The following is a 22,482-nucleotide window of genomic DNA, read 5'->3' on the forward strand; positions in this document are numbered from 1 at the left end:
TGCATTTGCGATCAAGATGGCGATGGCCGGGCCTCAAGGCAAGCATCCCGCGTCAAAACCAGCCGACGGCGACCTGCGCTTCCTCGCTCATCCGCTCGGGCGTCCACGGGGGGTCGAAGACGATTTCGACACGCACCAGTTGGATGCCCTCAACGGAGCTTACCGCATTCTCCACCCATACCGGCATCTCGCCGGCGACCGGGCATCCCGGCGCGGTCAGCGTCATCTGGATGTCGACGGTACGGTCGTCCTCGATATCGATCCTGTAGATCAGCCCGAGCTCGTAGATGTCGGCCGGAATCTCCGGATCGTACACCGTCTTCAGGGCCGCCACGATATCTTCCGTCAGCCGGGCGAGTTCGTCCGGCGGTATGGCGGAAGCCGGGGGCGCGTCAGCCACGTCCCCCGCCGCCGTATCGGCCTTCTGTTCCATCGCGTCCGTCATTCGATCGTCCTTCAAGCGAAGAAGCGTCTGGCTTTTTCCAGCGCTTCGGCGAGTGCGTCGACTTCGCCCATGGTGTTGTACATAGCAAAGGAGGCCCGGCATGTGGAGGTTACGCCGAAGCGCCGCAAGAGCGGCTGTGCGCAATGCGTGCCCGCGCGCACCGCGACACCCTCCCGGTCGATCACCATCGACACGTCATGCGCGTGGATGCCCTCCAGGTCGAAGGACAGGATGGCGCCCTTCCCCGGTGCGGTCCCGTAGATGCGCAGGCTGTTGACGGCGGACAGACGCTCCTGGGCATAGGCACCCAGTTCCGCCTCGTGCGCGGCGATACGCTCGCGCCCCACGCCCTCCACGTAATCCAGCGCCGCGCCGAGGCCGATGGCCTGCACGATCGGCGGCGTACCGGCTTCGAAGCGGTGTGGCGGCGCATTGTAGGTGACAAACTCTTCCGTTACTTCGGAGATCATCTCGCCGCCACCGTTGAAGGGGCGCAACCGGTCCAGGGCCTCGGCCCGGCCGTACAGGATGCCGATCCCGGTGGGCCCGTACATCTTGTGCCCGGTGAACACGTAGTAGTCGCAACCGAGCGCCTGCACGTCGACAGGCATATGCACGGCGGCCTGGCTGCCGTCCACCAGCACCGGTACGCCCTGCGCATGGGCCAGTTCCACCACGGCGCGCACCGGCGTCACCGTGCCCAGCACATTGGACATGTGCGTCATGGCCACCAGGCGCGTGCGCGGGCCGATGGCCTTCGCGAAATCCTCGACCGCGATGGAACCGTCTTCGGCGACGGGCACGAAGACGAGCTTCGCCCCCTTGCGCTCGCGCAGAAAATGCCATGGCACGATGTTGGAGTGATGCTCCATCACCGTCAGCACGATCTCGTCGCCCTCGCCGATGTCGTCGGCAAGACCATAGGACACGAGGTTGATCGATTCCGTCGCCGAGCGGGTGAAGACGATCTCGTCCGCGTGCCCGGCGTTCAGGAAGCGGCGAACCTTTTCGCGGGACAGTTCGAACGCGTCCGTCGCCTTGTTCGACAGAAAGTGCAGACCGCGGTGAACATTCGCATAGGAATGGGCATAGGTGTCCTGGATCACGTCCAGCACCTGCTGCGGCTTCTGAGCCGATGCGCCATTGTCGAGATAGACGAGCGGCTTGCCGTGCACCACCGTCTCGAGGATCGGGAAATCCCGGCGTATCGCCTCGACGTCGTACCGGGCGCGTTTATCCAGTTCGATGACCATCGGCCAATACGTCCTTCTGTTTCGAGCAAGGACGGCGCGGCGGTCATGCGCCGCCGCGCCGCCGGCTCAATGGGTGGCCAGCCAATGGTCGATGCGCGCTTCCAGCGCCACGACCGCGTCCTCGTGCTCGATCTCTTCCACGACCTCGTCGACGAAAGCCTTGACCAGGAGGGCCCGCGCCTCGCGCTCGGGAATGCCGCGCGACATGAGGTAGAAGAGATGGTTGGCGTCGATTTCGCCGGCCGTTGCGCCATGTCCGCACTGGACGTCGTCGGCGAAGATCTCCAGCTCGGGCTTGGCGAAGAAATCGCCATCGTCGGACAGGAGCAGCGAGTTGCAGGCCAGCCGCGCGTCGGTCTTCTGCGCGCCCTTGGCAACCTTGATCATGCCCTGGAAAACGCCCTGCCCGCCCATGACCACGTTACGGAAGATTTCGGTCGCAGTCGTATGGGCGACGCTGTGCGTCAGCGTCGTGGTGACATCCACATGCTGCCCCTCGGCAAGCAGGTTGACGCCGCGGATCTGGATATCGGCACCCTCGCCGACCGTCTCGCAGTGCACTTCCTGACGCACCAGCGCACCGCCTGCATTGAGAACGAACATCCGCAGCCTGGAGTTGGCGCCCAGCCTGACCGTTAGCTGCCCCAGATGCGTTTCGCTGCTGCCCTTCTCCTGATCGACGATCCAGAGAATATCGGCATCGTCGCCCAGGTCGACTTCACCGACCAGCGTGGACAGCGAACCCGGCCCGGATGGCGACACACGCTCGACGAAGGTGGCGCGCGCGCCCTTGCCCACCGTTACCCGGGCGAAGGCCTGCGCACCCGCGGCGCCGGGCGCCGCACGAAGCTCGATCGCGTCGGTCAGGTTGGCGCCGGCCGCGATGTCGACCTGCGTCCCGGTTGCGCCGAGAGCCGCGTTGAGAACGCGGATCGTGTCGTGGGGACGGTCGAGATGGTTGAGCGCGCGGTTCCATTCGGGGATACGAGCCGACGGCGCTACGGACAGCCCCTCGCGCGAGATCGTTTCAGCCGAGCCGGCCTCCACCACCACGCTGTGCGGAAGCAGAGGTGCCAGGATGCTTTCGATGTCGCTGCCCGCCGGCGCGCCGGCCTGCATGGCCCGGTCCAGCAGAACCCGGAGGTCGGTATAGTGCCATGCCTCCACGCGGCGGCTCGGCAGGCCCGCCTCGCGCAGCGCCGCCAGGGCCTCGCGCTGGCCCGTGCCTGCCTCCGCGCGCTCGATCAGCCGCAGTTCCGCGGGTGTCTTCTTCGTGGCTATCGGTGCCGACATGCTCAAGCAGCCTCTTCGATGATCTGGGAATATCCTTCTTCTTCAAGGTGCAAGGCCAGATCCTTGCCACCCGACTTGATGATGCGCCCCTTGTAGAGCACATGCACGCTATCGGGCACGATATGCTCGAGCAGGCGCTGGTAGTGGGTGATCACCAGGAAGGCGCGGTCGGCCTGCCGCAAGGCGTTGACGCCGTCGGAAACGATCTTCAGCGCGTCGATGTCCAGGCCGGAATCCGTCTCGTCCAGAACACAGAGCCTGGGCTCCAGCAGGGCCATCTGCAGGATTTCCGCGCGCTTCTTTTCGCCGCCCGAGAAGCCGACGTTCAAGGGCCGCTTCAGCATGTCGGAATCGATCCGCAGGGCCGCAGCGGCCTCTTTCACGCGACGCATGAAGTCAGGTGTCGTCAGTTCGGCCTCGCCGCGCGCCTTGCGCTGTGCGTTCAGCGCCGTCTTCAGGAACGTCATGGTGGCGACGCCCGGGATTTCCAGTGGGTACTGGAACGCCAGGAAGACGCCGGAAGCGGCGCGCTCGGCCGGATCCATCTCCAGGATGGACTCGCCATTATACAGGATGTCGCCTTCCGTGACCTCGTAGTCCTCGCGGCCGGCGAGAATGTAGGAGAGCGTCGACTTGCCCGAGCCGTTCGGCCCCATGATGGCGGCGACTTCGCCGGCCTTTACGCTCAGGTCCAGGCCGCGCAGGATCTCGGTGTCGGTATCGGCAACGCGCGCGTGAAGGTTCTTGATTTCCAGCATGATCGTCTTCTTCGTTCGATGTCTAAGGGCCGCGCGGCGCAGGGCGCTGCGGCCGGGTGCGATAGGGTTGCGAGCGCGCCGGCCTAGCCGACGCTGCCTTCGAGGCTGATGCCGATGAGCTTCTGCGCCTCGACGGCGAACTCCATCGGCAATTGCTGGATCACGTCCTTGACGAAGCCATTGACGATCAGCGCCACGGCCTCCTCCTCCGGGATGCCGCGCTGCATGCAGTAGAAGAGCTGGTCCTCGGAGATCTTCGACGTCGTCGCCTCGTGCTCGAACTGGGCGGTCGAGTTGCGCGCCTCGATGTAGGGCACCGTGTGCGCGCCGCAGTCCTCGCCGATCAGCAAGGAGTCGCACTGCGTGAAGTTGCGGGCATTGGACGCCTTGCGCAGGGCCGACACCTGCCCGCGATAGGTGTTGTTCGAGTTGCCGGCCGAGATACCCTTGGAGATGATCCGGCTGGAAGTGTTCTTGCCGATATGGATCATCTTGGTGCCGGAATCGATCTGCTGATAACCGTTCGAGACGGCGATCGAGTAGAACTCCCCGCGCGAATTGTCGCCACGCAGAATGCAGGAGGGATACTTCCAGGTGATGGCGGAGCCGGTCTCGACCTGCGTCCAGGAAATGCGCGAGTTGGCGCCACGGCAATCGCCCCGCTTGGTGACGAAGTTGTAGATGCCGCCCTTGCCTTCCTTGTCGCCCGGATACCAGTTCTGCACCGTCGAGTACTTGATCTCGGCATCGTCCAGCGCAATCAGCTCCACCACGGCGGCGTGCAACTGGTTTTCGTCGCGCTGCGGCGCCGTGCAGCCCTCCAGATAGGAGACGTAGGAACCCCTGTCGGCAATGATGAGGGTACGTTCGAACTGGCCGGTATTGCGCTCGTTGATGCGGAAATAGGTGGAAAGCTCCATCGGGCAGCGAACGCCCGGCGGCACGTAGACGAACGAACCGTCCGTGAAGACGGCCGAGTTCAGGGCCGCGAAGAAGTTGTCGCCGACGGGCACGACCGAGCCCAGATATTTCTGGACCAGGTCCGGGTGCTCGCGCACGGCCTCGGAGATGGGCATGAAGATCACGCCGGCCTTCTCCAGTTCCTTGCGGAAGGTGGTCGCCACCGAGACCGAATCGAACACCGCGTCGACCGCCACCTTGCGGTAGCCGCCCTCGACCGGCTCACCGGTCTCCTCGTCCAGGCGCGAAGGCTCGTCCGCCCTGCGGACACCGGCCAGGATCTCCTGCTCTTTCAAGGGGATGCCAAGCTTCTCGTATGTGCGCAGGATCTCCGGATCGACCTCATCCAGGGACGCCGGGCCCGACATCGACTTCGGCGCCGCATAGTAGTGGATGTCCTGAAAGTCGATTTCCGGATAGTCGAGGCGCGCCCAGCCCGGATTTTCCATCGTCTTCCAACGCTCGAACGCCTTCAGGCGCCAATCGAGCATCCACTGGGGCTCGTCCTTCTTCGCAGAGATGAACGCGATGATATCTTCGTTCAGGCCCTTGGGGGCAAGATCCATCTCGATCTTCGTCTCGAAGCCGTATTTGTACTGGTCCACGTCGATCCGGCGAACCTGATCGATGGTTTCCTGAACTGCTGGCATTCTCGTTTCTCCATTCTCGCCGGGGTCAAGGCCCGGTGGACGGCGTCTTGGCGTGCCATGCCTATAGCGGTAGTTTATAACCGTTCAAATAGTCATCGTCGCAAAAAAGTTGAATACCAGATTCCTCTTTTCTGGACAGCATGGCAATCACGCGGCGTCGGAACGGCCCTCCGCCGCGCCAAGACGCGCCAGGACACGCCTGGCTACATTGATGAATTGGTCGATATCCGCCTGTGTCGCGTCCGGGCCGAGACTGACGCGCAGGGCGCCCAAGGCCGGATCGGCGGGATAGCCGGCCTGCGCCATCGCCCTCAGCACATGGCTGGCCCCGACCTTGCCGGACGAGCAGGCAGAGCCTGCGGACACGGCGATTCCCTGCAGGTCGAAGGCGATCTGGGCGGTTTCGGCCCGCATCGCGGGATGGGTGAAGCTGATCGTATTGGGCAGGCGGTCGGCGCCCGCCCCCATGATGGATATCCCCGGCGCCATATCCTTGAGGACCGTCTCCAGCGCATCGCGCAGGGCGCGCACATGCGGCCATCCGTCGCCGGCCGTGGAGCCGGCATTCAGCGCCGCCGCCCCGAAGCCCGCGATCAGGGGCAGGCTTTCGGTTCCCCCGCGCCGCCCACGCTCCTGCCCGCCGCCGGTGAACAGCGCGTAAGGCCGGGTGTTCTCGTCCGCGAGCACCAGAGCACCGATCCCCTTGGGCCCGCCGAACTTGTGCGCCGACAGGACGGCCGCGTCGATGCCGGCCTCGCGCAGCGCCAGGGGGCGTCGACCGGCCAGTTGCACCGCGTCGGCGACCAGAAGCACATCGTGACCGGCCAGCGCAGCGCGCATCTCGGCAAGCGGCTGGATAACGCCGCTTTCGCCATTGGCCCAGGACACTGCCAGGATCGCCGGACGACCATCCAGGGCGTCGAGCCATTCCGAAAGCGCATCCAGCCGCACGACACCCGCGGCGTCGACGGGAAGCCGCGTCACTTCGTCGGCGCCGAAGCGGCCGCCGCCGCGCAGGCAGGGGTGGTCGGTTTCCAGGATGGCGAGTGCCTGTGCCCGCCACTCGTGACCGTCCTTCAGCCACAGAGGAGACAGCGCGGTGGTTGCCGCCTCCGTGGCTCCACTGGTGAAGACGACACCGTCCGGCGCCACGCCGCACAGGGCGGCGACCGCGTCTCGCGCCTTCTCGAGCACCGCCTTGGCGGCGCGCCCTTCCGCATGGATGGACGACGGGTTGCCGGGCATGTCCATGGCATCCAGCACAGCCTGCCGCGCCGCGGGCAAAACCACCGACGTTGCATTATGGTCGAAATAGATGCGCCCTGTCGCAGCAGGCATGGTCAATCGGCCCTCTGGAAGTCAAACTGCCAATGATCGAGCAAATTTCTTGAATTTGCGGCCCCGGAAGGACTACATAGCGCATTCCGTGGGGTCAGACAGTTTTGAATCTTTCTAACCTGCTGGACCCTAAGAGGCTGCGTTTCCTCCGTCAAGGCGCTGCCGAACCCGCGACGCCCGCTCGATAGGATTGCCAGACACTATGCCAGAAGTCATCTTCAACGGTCCCGCCGGTCGCCTTGAAGGCCGTTACCAGGCCGCCAAGGAGAAGAACGCCCCGATCGCCATCGTGCTGCATCCGCACCCGCGTTTCGGCGGCACGATGAACAACCAGATCGTCTATAATCTCTTCTACATGTTCCAGCAACGCGGCTTCACCGTGCTGCGTTTCAACTTCCGCGGCATCGGCCGCAGCCAGGGCGAGTTCGACCACGGCATGGGCGAGCTTTCGGACGCCGCCGCCGCGCTGGACTGGGTGCAGACGCTGCATCCCGATTCCAAGAATTGCTGGGTTGCCGGCTACTCGTTCGGTGCCTGGATCGGCATGCAGCTCCTGATGCGCCGCCCGGAAATCGAAGGCTTCATCTCGGTTGCGCCGCAGCCGAACAGCTACGATTTCTCCTTCCTTGCGCCCTGCCCGTCGTCCGGGCTCATCATCCATGGCGACAAGGACCGCGTCGCCCCCGGCAAGGATGTGCAGGGCCTGGTCGACAAGTTGAAGGCGCAGAAGGGCATCGTCATCACCCAGAAGACGTTGCCGGGCGCCAATCACTTCTTCAGCGAGCATGCGGACGAGTTGATGGCCGAGTGCTCCGAGTATCTCGACAGGCGTCTTGCCGGCGAGTTCGCCGATACGCGGCCCAAGCGCCTCAAATAGGCCTGGCCGGGCCCAAGCATCGTTGTCCCACACTCTGGAATGATCTCATTATGACCGGTTTCAAGTCCGACTTCCTGAACACGCTTTCGGAACGCGGCTTTATCTATCAGGGCTCCGACATGGAGGGGCTCGACAAGGTTGCGCTTGCGGGCGGGCTGACCGGCTATATCGGCTACGATGCAACGGCGGCCTCGCTGCATGTCGGCCATCTGCTGCAGATCATGATGCTGCGCTGGTTGCAGAAGACGGGCGGCCGCCCGATCGCGCTCATGGGCGGCGGCACCACCCGCATCGGCGACCCGAGCTTCCGGGACGACCAGCGCCCGCTGCTGGACGAGGCGGGCATTGCCCGCAACCTCGAGGGCATCAAGGGCGTCTTCGCCAAATATCTCGATTTCGATGGCCCTGCCCGCATGGTCAACAATGCGGAATGGCTCGACAAGCTGCAGTACATCGACTTCCTGCGCGATTACGGACGCCACTTCTCGGTCAACCGCATGCTGTCGTTCGAGAGCGTCAAGCAGCGGTTGGACAGGGACCAATCCCTTTCTTTCCTCGAATTCAACTACATGATCCTGCAGGCCTACGATTTCGTGGAACTGTACCGTCGCTTCGGATGCCGCGTGCAGATGGGCGGCTCGGACCAGTGGGGCAATATCGTCAACGGCATAGAGCTGACGCGCCGCACCGCCGAGGGCGAGGTCTTCGCCCTCACCTCGCCGCTCTTGACGACCTCGTCCGGCGCCAAGATGGGCAAGACCGCCGGCGGCGCGGTGTGGTTGAACGCCGACATGAAGAGCCCTTACGAGTTCTGGCAGTACTGGCGCAATACCGAGGATAGCGACGTGGAGCGCTTCCTGAAGCTGTTCACCGAACTGCCGATGGACGAGATCGCGCGTCTGGCCGCGCTGGGCGGATCGGAGATCAACGAGGCCAAGAAGGTCCTGGCGACGGAGGTGACGGCGCTCTGCCATGGCCGTACGCTGGCTGAAGAGGCGCAGGAGACGGCGCGCGCCACCTTCGAGGAAGGCGCGCTTGCCGAAAACCTGCCGACCATCTCCGTATCCGGCAACGAGCTGTCCGAAGGGGTCGGCATCCTGACGGCACTGGTGCGGGCCGGGCTTGCGACCTCCAACGGAGAGGCCCGCCGCCATATCCAGGGCGGGGCCGTGCGCGTCAACGACCAGCCCGTTGCCGACGACAAGGCCCGCATCGGCGATGGTGACCTTGCCGGCGGCGTCATCAAGCTGTCCCTCGGCCGCAAGAAGCACGTTCTGGTGCGGCCGGATCACTCGTAGGAGAAGATCTGCCGGAAGATGCCGGGCGCGATCAACGAGATCGGGTTGACCGTCAGTGTCGGAGAGCCGAACGGCCCGGACAGCCGGTAGGTTATGCCGATGAGGCCGCCCTCGTTGCCATTGCCCAGGATCTGCCCCACCAGCGGCAGGGCTCCGAAGACGCGGTTGATGCCGTAGGCCGGCATGAAGGAACCGGTTATGTCGATCCTGCTCTGCCGGTCGTAGAGCTGCCCCTCGAAGCTGGAGCCGAACACAGGCCCCCGCACGATGCCGTTGGACACGCGCAACGCGCCACCGGCATAGGACAGTTGCGCCGACGCCTGGTCGAAATAGGCCTGGCTCGTCCGCAGGTCCTGCCCCAATGCCTGCGACAGGCTCGACTGGCCTTGCACGGGCGTAGACCCGACGATGCGCTCCAGCCGTGGCTCGTCGACAAGGGTAAAGTCGCGCAGTTGCAGCCGGCCGGCATAGCCGCTGTCCGTCGTGCCCGACAGTTCCAGCAGCGCGCCGCCGCTTTTCATGTTCGCGTAGAGCCCCGAGAACGCCAGGAGCGCGCCGACATTGGCGCTGCTGAGGCTGATCGCGTCCTGGCCGTTGCGCTTGGAAAGGTCGCCGGCGATCTGCCCGTCACCGGCAATGGCCGATAGGGACAGGCCGGTCAGCCGCCCGTTGCGGCTGGCATAGTTCATCGCAAAGTTCTGCAGCGCGACACCATTGAAACCGCCCAACCTGTCGACATTGGCGACGATATCGAGCGATCCGCGCGCGCGCTTGCCCGTCCTGTCCTGCCCCGCCGTGGACTTCAGGTCCTGCAGGATCGCGCGGGCGTCGAATTTCTCGCCTGAAACGTCGATGGCGTAGCCGGCATCCGTCCGTCGCGCCTTCAGGCGCGCCTTGTCGCCCGAATTGAGCGCCAGTTGCGACAGGTCGGCCGAGCGCAACCCCGCCTTATCCGTCACAGCCGAGCCCACCGCCGAAAAGCCTTCCCCTTCCAGGCGGATATCGTCGAGGCGTGTCGCGTCACCGGTTTCGACCATCGACAGCTTCAGGCTGGCGGCAACGCCTTTGCCCTTGCTCCACGCCACGGTCGGGATCTGCAGCGCGCTGTTGGTCAGGTCCGCGCTGAGCCGCGTCGGCCCGTCCGACAGCTCGGCGTTCAGGGTGAAATCACCATTGATGATGCCTGCCAGCGCCGGCACGACCTGCGACACGCGCTCGTCGTTCATCTGCATTGCCACGGCAATGCGGCGGCTGCCTGTCCGCTCTTCACCGAAGGGGATGGAAAGATCGACGGTACTGGGGATCGAATCCATCCGGGCGTCGAAGCGTCCGGTGACCAGCCCCGGCTTGATCGAAAAGCTGCCGGTCATGCCTTCGAAGCGGCGCCCCTCTATGGGCGACCCCGGGCTGGCACCGTCGATCCTGGCTTCGACGGCCCAGTTCAGAAGCTGGTTCGACGGTTCGACATATCGCCCCACGCGCAACCTGGCATTGGCGGCGACGGAACCGGTCCCACTGGCCTCCCGTGGCTCGATATCCAGTGCGCGCAGGGCATTCAACGGTGGCCGCGCCGCGATATCCAGAAGCTGCGGCACACTGCCTGCGGCCTTGATCGACAGGTCGACCAGAAGATCGCGGCGATATCCCGTGCGGGGCTTGGACAGCTCGACAGTGGAATCCGATAGGGTGATTTCCGGCAGTCCGTCCACCATCGCATCGGCCACCATTACCCTGGTGGTGCTGCCGCGTGTCTCAAGACGACCATTGGCGTTGTAGAGCCCCGGCAACGAGCCGACGGTCGAAAGGTCGGCATTGTCGATATCGAGGTCGATGGTGAATTCGTCGGGCCGCGCGGCGCCGAGCTTGCCGAAGGCGCTGCCCAGCCGGTCGAGCCGCGCGTCGATGCGGATGCGCGCATTGGTGGCCAGCGCCGCGTCGCCCATATGGGAGATCACCCAATGACGCGCCCTGCCGGCGATGTTGAAGGGCCAGAAAGCCTTGACGGAGGCGACGCCCATGCGCTCGGACGATACGTCGAGACGCGTCATCGCTTCCGGCGCGCCATAGCCGAACTCGGCTGAGGCGCTCAACACCCCCTCGTCCGTCTCCAGCCGCCCCTCGCTGAGTTCCAGGTGCCGGGCGCCGGGGTCGAAAATGCCGCTGACGGCAAGCTTGCCGTGATGCTCGCCGCCCGATCCGACCGTGGATGTCAGATCCTGCGTACGCAGCCGGAAGGCAAGCCGATCCAGCGATAGGCCCTGCCCGGCCGGGGCTGCCTCGATCGTGCCGAGTGCGGTAAACGACACGTCGCGAAACGCCATCGGGCTCGCCAGCAGCTCGATCTCTTCGGTATCGCTGCGATAACGCAAATTCAGCTCGACCGCCTCAACTTCGGTACGGTTGAGGCCGAGTTGCAGGGCTCCCTTTCCCAGCCTGACCGAGGCATCGGCCTGCAACGGCGCGCCGGCCGAAGCGCGGCTCATCCCGATCGACAACTCCAGCGGGAAATCGGCGCCGAATGGCCGCTCGTCGAACGCATCCTCCTCGGGCGCCGGCGGAAAGACATCCGCCACCTGGATACGGCCAGAGCCAAGGTTCAGGCGGCTGAGCAGACCCGTCTCTTCCGAGAATTCGGCGTCGCCGGCCATGGAGACGGGCAGGCCATCAAGGTCGAAGCGGGTCACCAGTTGCAGGGCACCCACGTCACTGCGGCGCAGTTCCGCGAAGTCGACATGCAACTCGTCGCCGGAGCCGTCGAGCCTCGGTATTCCGGTGATGGAGATATCGTTGAAGGCCACGGTATCGAAATGAAACGAGCGCAGAACCCCCAGATGACGTTCGACATTCTGCAGGATGCCGCCGGCCGTACGGGCCAGGAGCGTGCGCGGCGGATCGGCCTCGACGGCTTCGGCATTCGGCGCCGCGACTTCGGGCGGCGCCGGCTCGCGCGCATCTTCCGTCGGCGGCAGGATCAACGCATTGAGATCGATCCGGGCGCCGGACACCTCGAAGCGGCCGAACTCGAGCCCGCCGCCTGAGATCAGCGGCACCAGCCGCACCGCCACCCCGAAATGATCGATCTCGCTTCGGGCGGAGGGATCCTCCTTCAGCGCCATGCTGACGTCGCTCCAGGTGACGGCAAGCGATCCGTCCCGGCGTAGCTGATATGTCTGCTCGCCGAGCCTTGTGACGAAGCGGGGCCCCATCAAGTTGGCCAGTGCCATCTCCGCCCGCGAGCGGACAAGATCCTGGCCCGGCGTCGTCCCGAGCAGGAATATGACGATCCCGCCGACAGCGACGACCAGAAGCAGGAAAAGGCTTGCGATGGCGCCGGCCAGGCGACGCATCGGCGTCATCCGCATGCGCAGCGGCGCCGCTTCGCGCAGGCAGCGTCGAGATGGCGGAACATGGCGTCGGCGGTCGAGTTCATTCCTACCCTGTCAGTGGCGTCGGCGCGGATCTCTCCACTCCTTTTCAGAACATGACCGGCATGCTCCAAGGTCAATCCGTTTTCCACGCCTTTAAGCCGAAAGGAAGGCTCATCCGATGTTCAACATTGCCGCAGGCACGCCCTGCCCCCAGTTTTCGCTGCCGGACGAAGATGGCACCATCGTTACGCTCGACACGGTGAAGGGGCGGCCCTTCGTGCTGTATGTCTATCCGAAGGACGATACGCCGGGTTGTACGACCGAGGCGCTGGATTTCACCGCCCTCCTTCCGGAGTTCGAGGCGGCGGGCGTTGCCGTGTTCGGCGTTTCGCCGGACACGGTGCAGAAGCACTGCCGCTTCCGCGACAAGCACAGGCTTTCGGTGCGCCTCCTGTCGGACGAAGACCGGAGCCTGATCGGCGCGCTGGGACTATGGGTGGAAAAGCTCAACTATGGACGCCGCAGCATGGGCGTACAGCGCGCCAGCTACCTGTTCGATGCCGATGCGAAGCTGGTCCGCGCCTGGCCCAAAGTATCGGTCAAGGGCCACGCGGCCGAGGTGCTGGAAGCCGCGCGGGCGCTGGGGCACCGATAAAAAAAGAGCGGCCCCCTGCGGGGCCGCTCGCCTGGCTATCCACTGAGGCGGCCTGCGTTATTCGACGTCTTCCACCTTGGCGTCGCCGCCGAAGACCCGATGGGCCAGGGCCGCCTCGATGAACTCGTCGAGGTCGCCGTCCAGCACCTCCTGCGGGGTCGTATGCTCTACCCCGGTGCGCAGATCCTTGACGAGCTGGTAGGGTTGCAGCACGTAGGAGCGGATCTGGTGCCCCCAGCCGATCTCCGTCTTGGAAGCGGCAGCTGCATTGGCCTTTTCTTCCCGCTTCTTCAGCTCGTCCTCATACAGGCGGGCGCGCAGCATGTTCCACGCCGTCGCGCGGTTCTTGTGCTGCGAGCGTTCGCTCTGGCACTGCACCACGATGCCGGTGGCCAGATGCGTGATGCGCACCGCGGAATCCGTGGTGTTGACGTGCTGGCCGCCCGCGCCGGAGGCGCGATAGGTATCGATGCGGACATCGGCTTCCGTAACGTCGATCTCGATCGAGTCGTCGACCACGGGGTACACCCAGACAGAGGCGAAGGATGTGTGCCGCCGTGCCTGGCTGTCATAGGGAGAGATACGGACAAGCCTGTGCACGCCCGACTCCACCTTCATGCGGCCATAGGCGTTATGGCCCTTCAAAAGGATGGTCGCGCCCTTGATGCCCGCTTCTTCGCCGGCATTCTCTTCCAGCACCTCGACCTTCATGCCGGACCGCTCGCCCCAGCGCATATACATGCGCAGCAGCATCGAGGCCCAATCCTGGCTTTCCGTTCCGCCGGCGCCGGAGTGCACTTCCAGATAGGTGTCGTTGCCATCGGCCTCGCCGGACAGCAGCGTCTCGATCTGCCGCTGGGCAACGTCGCGCTGCATACCGCGAATCGCGGTCTCGGCCTCCTCGACGATGGAAGGGTCTCCCTCCTCCTCGCCCATGGAGATCAGCTCGATGTTGTCGGTCAACGCCTGCTCGAGCCGGCGGATGCCTCCGATGGCGTCATCCAGGCGCTGGCGCTCCTTCATCAGGCGCTGCGCCTCCTGGGGATTGTCCCAGATCGACGGATCCTCCGCCCTGGCGTTCAGCTTCTCGAGTTCCTTGACGGACTTGTCCCAGTCAAAGATGCCTCCTCAGCAGGCTTATGGCCTGCTTGATTTCGTCGACGATCGTCTCGATCTCGGCTCTCACGCCTCAACCCTCGTTATTCGTTGCATGGGTGGGAAAACGCGGCGGACCATAGGCATGCCGCGCGGTGCTGTAAACCCGGCTGGACCTGCGATCTCAGAACAGGCCGCCCTGCCCGGTCACGATGGCCTCCTCGGCGCGCTGCGATACGCCGGGCGCGACCGCCCCGACGGCACCTTCGCCGATGACGCTGTAGACGTCCGAGGGACCGGTTCCGGGCTTGAACGCCTCCAGCACGGTGCCGGCGCCACCGGCCGCCGCCGCCATGCCCGTGCGCCGGTCGACGGAAATCTGCGTCATGCCGTCGGGAATACGGAAATCGGCGACCGGCATATCCTTCACCGCCTCGGTCATGAACTCGGTGAAGATGGGCGCGGCGAGGCTGCCGCCTGTCGCGTTGTCGCCAAGCGAGGTCGGATTGTCGTAGCCGATGTAGACGCCGGTCACGAGGTCGGGCGTATAGCCGACGAACCAGGCATCCTTGACGTCGTTGGTCGTACCCGTCTTGCCGGCCACCGGACGGCCGATGGCCTTTACCGAGGTTGCGGTGCCGTGCTGCACGACACCTTCCATCATCGAAGTGATCTGGTAGGCCGTCATCGGGTCCAGCACCTGCTCGCGGGTATCGACGAGCTCGGGCTCCGGCTGGTTGTCCCAGGCGCGGTCGTTGCAATTGTCGCAACGGCGGTTGTCGTGGCGGTACACGTTTCGGCCATACCGGTCCTGGATGCGGTCGATCAGCGACGGCTCGATGGAGCGGCCGCCATTGGCCATCACCGCATAGGCGGACACCATGCGCATCACGGTGGTTTCACCGGACCCGAGCGCCATGGGCAGGTACTGGCCCATCTTGTCGTAGACACCGAAGCGCTTGGCGTATTCCGCCACGAGGTCCATGCCCATGTCCTGCGCCAGGCGCACCGTCATCAGGTTGCGGCTGCGCTCGATGCCGAGCCGCAGGGTGGACGGGCCCGCATAGCTGCCGCCGTAGTTCTTCGGCTCCCAGATATTGCCGTTGCCGTCCGGGATGGAGATGGGCGCATCCAGCACCACCGAGGCGGGCGTATAACCATTGTCGAGCGCCGCGGCGTAGACGATGGGCTTGAATGAGGAGCCCGGCTGCCGCAAAGCCTGCGTGGCCCGGTTGAACTCCGATTCGGCATAGGAGAAGCCGCCCACCAGCGCCTTCACGCGGCCGGTATGCGGGTCCATCGCGACCAGGGCGCCTTCGACCTTCGGGGGCTGGCGCAGGACGTAGCCGGAGCCATCGGCCTTGGCCTCCACATAGACCACGTCGCCAGTCGTGAAGACGTCCGCGACAGCGCGACGGCCAAGCGCCCAGCGCATGTCGCCGGCGGAAAGCTCCACGACTTCCCGTTCGTCGCCGAGCCGGCCGGACACCGCGCGCCTGGGCTGCAACCCGACGGTGACGCTATCGGCGCTGGTGGCCAGCACCACCGACAGGCGCCATTCCGGCACGTCGGAGAAGGCCTGGACCTTGCCGAGTGCGACCGCCCAGTCCGATGTCAGCGATATCTGCTCCACCGGTCCGCGCCAGCCCTTGCGCTGGTCGTAGGCCACCAGCGCATGCTGCAGCGCCCGCCGCGCGAAAAGCTGCATTTCCGGGTCCAGCGTGGTGCGTACCGACAGGCCGCCCTCGTAGAGCGCGTCGACCCCGTAGCCGGTGATGATCTGTCGGCGCACTTCCTCGGTGAAATACTCGGCCGAGGCGAGATAGGTGCCCGTGGGGCGCGGATTGATGCCGAGCGGCTTGGCGGAAGCCTCGTCCGCCTCGGCCTTGGTGATCTCGCCGTTTTCCAGCATGCGCGAGATGACCCAGTTGCGCCGGCCCAGCGCTTCGTCGGGGTTGCGGAACGGGTTGTAATTCTCGGGCGCCTTGGGCAGCGCCGCCAGATAGGCTGCCTCCTGGATTTCCAGCTCGGTCACGCTCTTGTCGAAATAGGCGAGCGAAGCGGCGGCGACGCCGTATGCGCCCATGCCGAGATAGATTTCGTTGAGATACAGCTCCAGGATCTTGTCCTTGGAGAATGCCTGCTCGATGCGCAGGGCCAGGATCGCTTCCTTGACCTTGCGCTCCATCGACCGCTCGTTGGTCAGCAGGAAATTCTTGGCCACCTGCTGCGTAATCGTGGAGCCGCCCTGCATGGGGCCGCCGCGCATGAAGATGAGGGCCGCCCGCGCGACGCCCTCGATGTCGATGCCGGGATGCTCGTAGAAGCTCTTGTCCTCGGCCGACAGGAACGCATCCTTCAAGCGCTTGGGAATGGCCTGGATGGGCAGGAACAGCCGGCGCTGACGGGCATACTCGGCCATCAGGCTGCCATCGTCAGCATGGATGCGCGTGGTGACCGGCGGCTCGTACTGGGCCAGCACCTGATAATCGGGCAGGTCAGAGCCGATGCGACCGATATAGATGGCGACCGCCCCCGCGGCGATGAGCGCCAGAACGGCTCCGATGCCGAAGAAATAGCCCAACAGCCTGATCATGCGCTCAGCCCCGAAAACAAATCTGGCCGGGCGATCGAACGCTGTCCGGCTTATTTCCGCTCCGCCGGCCGCCCGGAACCGGGTCGGCATGCCGCAGGGAGCGCCTTAAGTGGATGATTTATAAATGAGGCGGGGCGATGTTGCGATGCCCTCTTTCGACTGCACCGGTTTATTTGCATCAGAGCAACCCTTGGTTGTGACGCGAAGGCCACATTCAATCGCGGCCGGCAAAACGCGAGACCGCCCCGGCAAGGATATCGGCCACCCGTGCCTGCCATTGCGGCGACTGGACATCTTCCGCATCCGTCGCATTCGACAGATAGCCGAGTTCGAACAGGACAGACGGCACGTCGGGGGCCCGCAGCACCCTGAAACCTGCGGAGCGCCTGGGATTGTTGATGGTGCGGACCTGCCCTTTCTTGAGGTCGGCGATGAGGGCGTCGGCAAAGCCGACCGACAGGACTTCGTTCTCGCGGCGCATCAGATCCATCAGGATATCGTGGATCTCCGGCGTATCCTGCTGCCATTCCGGACCGGCGAAGCGATCGGCGGCGTTTTCCGAGCGCGCAACGTCCCGCGCCAGGGAATCGGACGCCCGCTCCGACAGCGTATAGACGGTTGCACCCCGCACCGAGGGATAGCCGATCGAATCGGCATGGATCGAGACGAACAGATCGGCGGAGGCCCGGCGGGCGATGTCCGACCGTTCCGACAGCGGCACGAAGCGGTCGTCGTCGCGCGTCAGCACCACGGCTATGTCGTCGCGGCCTGCCAGAACGTCACGCAGCCGGCGGGCGAAGGCCAGGTTGATATCCTTCTCGTGCACCCCGTCGACGCCCGTCGCCCCATTGTCGATGCCGCCATGGCCCGGGTCGACGACCAGGGTGAAGGGTTTCTGCCCGGGCGCCGGGCGGGCGGCGGCATCCCGGCCGCGGACGGGAACCGACGTCGATGCCAGTGCCTCGCGGAAGGCGTCCTCGCTTGCCGTGCGCAACCTGAGCCGCAGCACGGTTCCGGCGGCGCCACCCGCCACGTCGAGCCGCGGCAGGGCAGGCTGCGACAGCTCCAGCACGATGCGATAGCGTCCGTCGCCCGCGAGCCCATCCCGGGCGGCGCCGATGAGCGACCCTTCCGGCACGGGGGGCATGGGAGACGCCAGGACGGTGTCGTCGAGATCGAGGACGATCCTTCGTGGTGCATCGAGAATCGTCACGGCGTTGCTCGGGTTCTCCGTCATTTCGATGGACAGCATCGCCTCGTCGGCCGTGCCCGACCATGTCATGCCCGTGACCACCGACGTTGCATTGGCAGGAGCGGGCAACCACATCAGGCACGCGAAGATGAGGAACAGGCATGACCAGATTTTCGTCATCGGGGCGGCTTGGCACTTTCATGGGCTGGTCTCTTGTTTCTGGCGCAAGCGCGCCGTAAAAGCAAAAGTTGAGACTTTAGGACAGGCGTGCAGGCCGTGCCGCGAACCGACCGAAGCCCCAGAACAGCTTCGTCGCGTATGCAGGCTAAAGGAGCCGCCACAACGACCGCGGGTCTCGTAACAAATCCATTCCACCCGGCTTGCGGGGTGGAGCATCCATACGGCGCGGACAAGCGGACATGACCGCCGATGCGCCGACATTCGTCGGTCGCCGCCAGGCGACCAGTTGCTGAAAATATTCAGGTCGCCAACGCGTGCAGGCAGCAGAACTCGGACATCTGACGGAGAAAAAGGGATCGCCACAGCGGTCGCCGTCGTCCGCCGCCTGTCTGCGCCCCCGAGCCGCGACCCTTACGGGCCGCCGCCCTGCCCCCTCCCTGCCGGCTCAACCGCCGGCACCGGACAGCGCGGCCATCGCCCGGGAAAGCACATTCCATGGCCAACAAAATGCTGATCGATGCGTCTCACCCGGAAGAGACGCGCGTTGTCGTCGTTCGCGGTAACCGCATCGAGGAATTCGACTTCGAATCCGAACATAAGAAGCAGCTCAAGGGCAACATCTACCTTGCCAAGGTGACGCGCGTCGAGCCGTCGTTGCAGGCCGCCTTCGTCGAGTATGGTGGCAATCGCCACGGCTTCCTCGCCTTCAGCGAGATCCACCCCGATTACTACCAGATCCCCGTGGCGGACCGTCAGGCGCTGATCGAAGAGGAACTGGCCCGCGTCTCCGAAGACGACGACGCGGACGAGCCGCGGCCCGAGCCGAAGTCGGGCGCAAAGCGCCCCCGCCGCAGCCGGAAGTCCGCCCAGGCAGCCGACGTCGAGGGAGAGGACAGCATCTCCGAGCCGGTCGCTTCCGACACGCCGGAGGCTGCCGCCGAAGACGCGGAGCCTGCCAAGAAGGCGCCGGCGCGCCGCCGCCGCACGACCCGCAAGAAGGCCGAGCCGGAAGCCGAGAGCGCCAATGACGCGGAAGCCGTGGCCTCCGCCGAGGAAGCAAAGCCGGCGGAAGCCGAGCCGGCCGAGCGTGAAACCGAAGAAGCCCCGGTCGAGGCCGAAAGCCACGACGAAGCTCCGCTGCCCGAGCAGATCGGCTCGGAAGACGCGATGGAGGAAGTCCCGGAGCGCCATCGCACGCAGCGCAAGCAATACAAGATCCAGGAAGTCATCAAGCGCCGACAGATCCTACTGGTGCAGGTCGTCAAGGAAGAGCGCGGCAACAAGGGCGCCGCGCTGACGACCTATCTGTCGCTGGCCGGCCGCTATTCCGTCCTGATGCCGAACACGGCGCGCGGCGGCGGCATTTCCCGCAAGATCACCAACGTGACCGATCGCAAGCGCCTCAAGGAGGTCGTCCGTGACCTGGAGGTGCCGCGCGGCATGGGCATCATCCTGCGGACGGCCGGAGCCAACCGTACCAAGGCCGAGGTCAAGCGCGACTACGAATATCTGATGCGCCTGTGGGAGAATGTCCGCACGCTCACCCTCGCCTCCACCGCACCGGCGCTGGTGTATGAGGAAGGCAACCTCATCAAGCGTTCGATCCGCGATCTCTATAACAAGGATATCGACCAGATCCTCGTTGCCGGCGACGCCGGCTACCGCGAGGCGAAGGACTTCATGCGCATGCTGATGCCGAGCCAGGCGAAGGTCGTGCAGCGCTACCAGGACCCGACGCCCATCTTTGCGCGGCAGGGCATCGAAGCGCAGCTCGACAAGATGCTGCAGCCCAATGTCACCCTGCGCTCCGGCGGTTACATCATCATCAACCAGACCGAGGCGCTGGTTGCCATCGACGTCAATTCAGGGCGCTCGACGCGGGAACATTCGGTCGAGGATACCGCGCTGCAGACCAACCTCGAAGCGGCCGAGGAAGTGGCGCGCCAGTTGCGCCTGCGCGATCTGGCCGGCCTGATCGTGATCGACTTCATCGACATGGAAGAGAAGCGCAACAACCGCGCTGTCGAGAAGCGTCTCAAGGATTGCCTGAAGGACGACCGGGCCCGCATCCAGATCGGCACCATCTCGCATTTCGGGCTGATGGAAATGAGCCGCCAGCGCATCCGCGCCAGCGTGCTTGAATCCACGATGCAGGTCTGCCCCACATGCGGCGGCAACGGCTTCATCCGCTCGGCATCGTCGATGGCGCTGCATGTCCTGCGCAGCATCGAGGAGCATATCCTCAAGCACGGCACGCACAACGTGATCGTGAAGGTGCCGACCGCCACCGCACTCTACATCCTGAACGAAAAGCGCAACACGCTGGACGAGCTCGAGCGCAACCACGGCCTGCATATCAGCATCCAGGCCGAGGAAGGCCACGGTCACGCCCACGTCGCCATCGAGAACGGCACGGAAGTGCCGCGCAAGATCGGCATCGAGGTCGTGCAGCCCCAGACCGTCGAGCCTGTCGACGAGGATATGGTCGACGAGGAGACCCCGGACGTTCAGGACGCCCCGGAGCCGACCGAGGCCCGTGACACCAGTGAAGAGCCGCGTCGCCGCAAGCGCCGGCGTCGGCGTCGGCGCGGTGAAGGCGACCTGGCGGAAGGCAATGGCCGCGCCGGCGACGCCGGCGAAGACGACGCTACCGATGACGGCGATGAAGACGAGGTCGCGTCCGAGGCAAGCGCCGAAGCGCCGTCCGAAGACGAAAACGGTGGTGACCGCAAGCGGCGCCGCCGTGGTCGCCGGGGCGGTCGTCGTGGCCGGGACTCCGCAACGGAAGACACCGCAACGGAAGAGGCCGCAGCGGAAGACGCCGATTCCGAAGACCGGTCGCAGGAGCGGATCGAGGACACGGCCACGTTGGCCGCTGAGGTGGAAAGCGGCGTGATCGTGGCCGAGAACGCCGACGAGCCGTTTGCCAGGGCATCCGACGACGATGCCGCGCCCGACGCCGTCGACGAGGAGACCGTGGCCGCCGCCGAAGAAGCCGCCCTGGACGGCGTCAACGGCGCGGTTTCCGCGGAGGATGTCGCGGCGGCGCCGGTAGACGCCATCGAGACGGCGGAAGAAGACGCTGAGCCTGCGGCCCCTGCCGAGTTGGCCAAGCCGGTCGTCACCAATAATGGCGAGACGGCCGAATCGGCCGAGAAGCCGAAGCGGACAGGCTGGTGGGCACGCCGCAGCTTCTTCTGATCTCCGAAAGGTATCAGCGCGATACAGAAACGCCGGCCACTTGCGTGGCCGGCGTTTTCGATTCCGGCGGTAGGGCTTATCGCCCTTCGATAAAGGCCTGCAGCCTGTTCAGCGCCTCTTCCATCGCGGCCGTGTTGCCCGCATAGGACAGGCGCACGGTGCCCTCTCCCTTGGCCAGGTCGAAGTCGAGGCCGGGCGCCACGGCCACATGGGCTTGCTGCAGGAGCTCTCGCGCAAAGGTTGAGGCGCTGTTCCAGCCCTCGGGCAATGCGGCATAAGCGTAGAATGCGCCGTCGATCGGCGCGATGCCCGAGAAGCCCATGTGCGGCAGGCGCTCGATCATCAGCCGGCGATTGATCTCGTAGATGCGTCGAACCCCTTCCAGCTCGTCGCGCGCATCGAAGGCCGCTTCGGCCGCCACCTGGGAAACCTCCGGCGCGGATATATAGAGGCTCTGACCGATCCGCTCGGCCGCGCGGCGCAGGCTCTCCGGCAGCACGAGCCAGCCGATGCGCCATCCGGTCATGCAATAGTATTTGGAGAACGAGTTGATGACGATCGCCCGGTCGGTAAACTCGAGAGCCGAGCTGGCAGCCTCGCCATAGACCAATCCGTGGTAGATCTCGTCGGAGAGGAACGTGATGCCTTCGCTGTCCGCGAACTCGATCAGCGCCTGCAATTGCGCACGGGGCGTCACCGTGCCCGTGGGATTGGCCGGACTGGCGACGAGGACGCCCTGAACCGGGCTCTTGCGGTGCTCCGCCGCCAGCCTTGCCGCCGTCAGCACGTAACCGTCCTGTGGACCGGTCTCGATCTCGACGGGCTCGATGCCCAATGCGCGCATGATGTTGCGATAGGCCGGATAGCCCGGGGCAGCGATCGCGATGCGCGCACCGGGATCGAAGGCGGCCAGGAAGGCGAGGTTGAAGCCGGCGGATGAGCCCGTCGTCACCATGACGCGCGCGGCGGGCACCTCCACTCCATAGGCGTCACGATAGTGTGAGGCGATACGGGCGCGCAGCGAAGAGTGCCCCATCGCATCCGTGTAGGAAACGACGCCATGGTGCAGCATGTCGCGTGCCGCGGACAGCGCCACGGCCGGCGCCGGCGCCGAGGGCTGGCCGACCGCCAGCGAAATGACGGGCGCTCCGCCCGCTTTCAGCCGGTTTGCCTCGGCCAGCACGTCCATGGCCCGGAAGGGCGCCACGTCGGAGCGGGCGGACGGGAAAGGATTGGGGTTCGCATGCATCAAGAGCCTCACAATCGCCGGATTGGCATGGCCGACACTTTGCATTTACGAGGATCAGGGGCGAACCTGACCGC

15 protein-coding genes are annotated in these 22,482 nt (G+C 65.2%); 4 read left to right on the forward strand and 11 right to left on the reverse strand.

Annotated features, from left to right (window positions below):
* Nucleotides 1-52: 52 nt before the first annotated feature.
* The 6 genes from IGS74_RS13445 to IGS74_RS13470 all read right to left on the reverse strand — a co-directional run bounded on the left by IGS74_RS13445 (nucleotide 53) and on the right by IGS74_RS13470 (nucleotide 6,697).
* Nucleotides 53-433 carry an SUF system Fe-S cluster assembly protein gene (locus IGS74_RS13445; protein WP_246723151.1) on the reverse strand — a complete coding sequence of 127 codons (381 nt, stop codon included), beginning with the start codon at nucleotides 431-433 and terminating at the stop codon, nucleotides 53-55.
* A 23-nt stretch (nucleotides 434-456) separates the two neighbouring features.
* Nucleotides 457-1,686 carry a cysteine desulfurase gene (locus IGS74_RS13450; RefSeq protein ID WP_192391796.1) on the reverse strand — a complete coding sequence of 410 codons (1,230 nt, stop codon included), beginning with the start codon at nucleotides 1,684-1,686 and terminating at the stop codon, nucleotides 457-459.
* Between the two features lie 78 nt (nucleotides 1,687-1,764).
* Complete coding sequence (gene sufD, locus IGS74_RS13455; RefSeq protein WP_192386784.1) at nucleotides 1,765-2,991, reverse strand: Fe-S cluster assembly protein SufD; 1,227 nt, start codon at nucleotides 2,989-2,991, stop codon at nucleotides 1,765-1,767.
* Between the two features lie 2 nt (nucleotides 2,992-2,993).
* A complete protein-coding gene (sufC, locus tag IGS74_RS13460) occupies nucleotides 2,994-3,749 on the reverse strand; it encodes a Fe-S cluster assembly ATPase SufC (protein ID WP_192386786.1) in 756 nt (251 codons plus the stop codon).
* An 83-nt stretch (nucleotides 3,750-3,832) separates the two neighbouring features.
* On the reverse strand, nucleotides 3,833-5,359 hold the full coding sequence (sufB, locus tag IGS74_RS13465; protein WP_192386788.1) for a Fe-S cluster assembly protein SufB: 1,527 nt from the start codon (nucleotides 5,357-5,359) through the stop codon (nucleotides 3,833-3,835).
* 147 nt (nucleotides 5,360-5,506) lie between these two features.
* Nucleotides 5,507-6,697, reverse strand: a complete 1,191-nt coding sequence (locus IGS74_RS13470) for a cysteine desulfurase family protein (RefSeq protein WP_192386790.1) — start codon at nucleotides 6,695-6,697, stop codon at nucleotides 5,507-5,509.
* 202 nt (nucleotides 6,698-6,899) lie between these two features.
* On the opposite strand from IGS74_RS13470, the gene IGS74_RS13475 reads away from it, so the two are divergent.
* Nucleotides 6,900-7,574: an alpha/beta hydrolase gene (locus tag IGS74_RS13475; protein WP_192386792.1), complete on the forward strand. Its 675-nt coding sequence runs from the start codon at nucleotides 6,900-6,902 to the stop codon at nucleotides 7,572-7,574.
* 50 nt (nucleotides 7,575-7,624) lie between these two features.
* Nucleotides 7,625-8,872 carry a tyrosine--tRNA ligase gene (gene tyrS / locus IGS74_RS13480; protein ID WP_192386794.1) on the forward strand — a complete coding sequence of 416 codons (1,248 nt, stop codon included), beginning with the start codon at nucleotides 7,625-7,627 and terminating at the stop codon, nucleotides 8,870-8,872.
* On the opposite strand, the gene IGS74_RS13485 is transcribed toward tyrS, so the two are convergent.
* Complete coding sequence (locus IGS74_RS13485; RefSeq protein ID WP_192386796.1) at nucleotides 8,863-12,219, reverse strand: AsmA-like C-terminal region-containing protein; 3,357 nt, start codon at nucleotides 12,217-12,219, stop codon at nucleotides 8,863-8,865. The genes tyrS and IGS74_RS13485 overlap by 10 nt on opposite strands.
* A gap of 199 nt (nucleotides 12,220-12,418) precedes the next feature.
* On the opposite strand from IGS74_RS13485, the gene IGS74_RS13490 reads away from it, so the two are divergent.
* The gene (locus IGS74_RS13490; protein WP_039193537.1) at nucleotides 12,419-12,895 is read left to right on the forward strand and encodes a peroxiredoxin; all 477 of its coding nucleotides are present in this window, start codon (nucleotides 12,419-12,421) and stop codon (nucleotides 12,893-12,895) included.
* Between the two features lie 57 nt (nucleotides 12,896-12,952).
* Here IGS74_RS13490 and prfB read toward each other — a convergent pair.
* From prfB to IGS74_RS13505, 3 genes are all read right to left on the reverse strand, one after another.
* A protein-coding gene (prfB, locus tag IGS74_RS13495) for a peptide chain release factor 2 (protein WP_192386798.1) occupies nucleotides 12,953-14,081 on the reverse strand; the annotation gives its coding sequence in 2 pieces (ribosomal slippage) (nucleotides 12,953-14,011 and nucleotides 14,013-14,081; 1,128 coding nt in all).
* A gap of 93 nt (nucleotides 14,082-14,174) precedes the next feature.
* A complete protein-coding gene (locus IGS74_RS13500; RefSeq protein ID WP_192386800.1) occupies nucleotides 14,175-16,586 on the reverse strand; it encodes a penicillin-binding protein 1A in 2,412 nt (803 codons plus the stop codon).
* A 214-nt stretch (nucleotides 16,587-16,800) separates the two neighbouring features.
* Nucleotides 16,801-17,958: an N-acetylmuramoyl-L-alanine amidase gene (locus IGS74_RS13505; RefSeq protein ID WP_192386802.1), complete on the reverse strand. Its 1,158-nt coding sequence runs from the start codon at nucleotides 17,956-17,958 to the stop codon at nucleotides 16,801-16,803.
* Nucleotides 17,959-18,453: 495 nt separating this feature from the next.
* Here IGS74_RS13505 and IGS74_RS13510 point away from each other — a divergent pair, with 495 nt between their 5' ends.
* The gene (locus tag IGS74_RS13510; RefSeq protein ID WP_192386804.1) at nucleotides 18,454-21,159 is read left to right on the forward strand and encodes a ribonuclease E/G; all 2,706 of its coding nucleotides are present in this window, start codon (nucleotides 18,454-18,456) and stop codon (nucleotides 21,157-21,159) included.
* 76 nt (nucleotides 21,160-21,235) lie between these two features.
* Here the strand turns inward: IGS74_RS13510 and IGS74_RS13515 are convergent, their stop codons facing one another.
* Nucleotides 21,236-22,408: an aminotransferase class I/II-fold pyridoxal phosphate-dependent enzyme gene (locus IGS74_RS13515; RefSeq protein ID WP_192386806.1), complete on the reverse strand. Its 1,173-nt coding sequence runs from the start codon at nucleotides 22,406-22,408 to the stop codon at nucleotides 21,236-21,238.
* Nucleotides 22,409-22,482 lie beyond the last annotated feature (74 nt).

It is taken from the genome of Aureimonas sp. OT7, assembly GCF_014844055.1.
Classification (GTDB): domain Bacteria; phylum Pseudomonadota; class Alphaproteobacteria; order Rhizobiales; family Rhizobiaceae; genus Aureimonas; species Aureimonas altamirensis_A.

Bases quoted from the DNA above. Each gene is read 5' to 3' on its own strand.
- IGS74_RS13445 (WP_246723151.1), bottom strand. From the start codon at position 433: ATGGAACAGAAGGCCGATACGGCGGCGGGGGACGTGGCTGACGCGCCC.
- sufD (WP_192386784.1), bottom strand. From the start codon at position 2,991: ATGTCGGCACCGATAGCCACGAAGAAGACACCCGCGGAACTGCGGCTG.
- sufC (WP_192386786.1), bottom strand. From the start codon at position 3,749: ATGCTGGAAATCAAGAACCTTCACGCGCGCGTTGCCGATACCGACACC.
- sufB (WP_192386788.1), bottom strand. From the start codon at position 5,359: ATGCCAGCAGTTCAGGAAACCATCGATCAGGTTCGCCGGATCGACGTG.
- IGS74_RS13470 (WP_192386790.1), bottom strand. From the start codon at position 6,697: ATGCCTGCTGCGACAGGGCGCATCTATTTCGACCATAATGCAACGTCG.
- IGS74_RS13475 (WP_192386792.1), top strand. From the start codon at position 6,900: ATGCCAGAAGTCATCTTCAACGGTCCCGCCGGTCGCCTTGAAGGCCGT.
- tyrS (WP_192386794.1), top strand. From the start codon at position 7,625: ATGACCGGTTTCAAGTCCGACTTCCTGAACACGCTTTCGGAACGCGGC.
- IGS74_RS13485 (WP_192386796.1), bottom strand. From the start codon at position 12,219: ATGCGTCGCCTGGCCGGCGCCATCGCAAGCCTTTTCCTGCTTCTGGTC.
- IGS74_RS13490 (WP_039193537.1), top strand. From the start codon at position 12,419: ATGTTCAACATTGCCGCAGGCACGCCCTGCCCCCAGTTTTCGCTGCCG.
- IGS74_RS13500 (WP_192386800.1), bottom strand. From the start codon at position 16,586: ATGATCAGGCTGTTGGGCTATTTCTTCGGCATCGGAGCCGTTCTGGCG.
- IGS74_RS13505 (WP_192386802.1), bottom strand. From the start codon at position 17,958: ATGACGAAAATCTGGTCATGCCTGTTCCTCATCTTCGCGTGCCTGATG.
- IGS74_RS13510 (WP_192386804.1), top strand. From the start codon at position 18,454: ATGGCCAACAAAATGCTGATCGATGCGTCTCACCCGGAAGAGACGCGC.
- IGS74_RS13515 (WP_192386806.1), bottom strand. From the start codon at position 22,408: ATGCATGCGAACCCCAATCCTTTCCCGTCCGCCCGCTCCGACGTGGCG.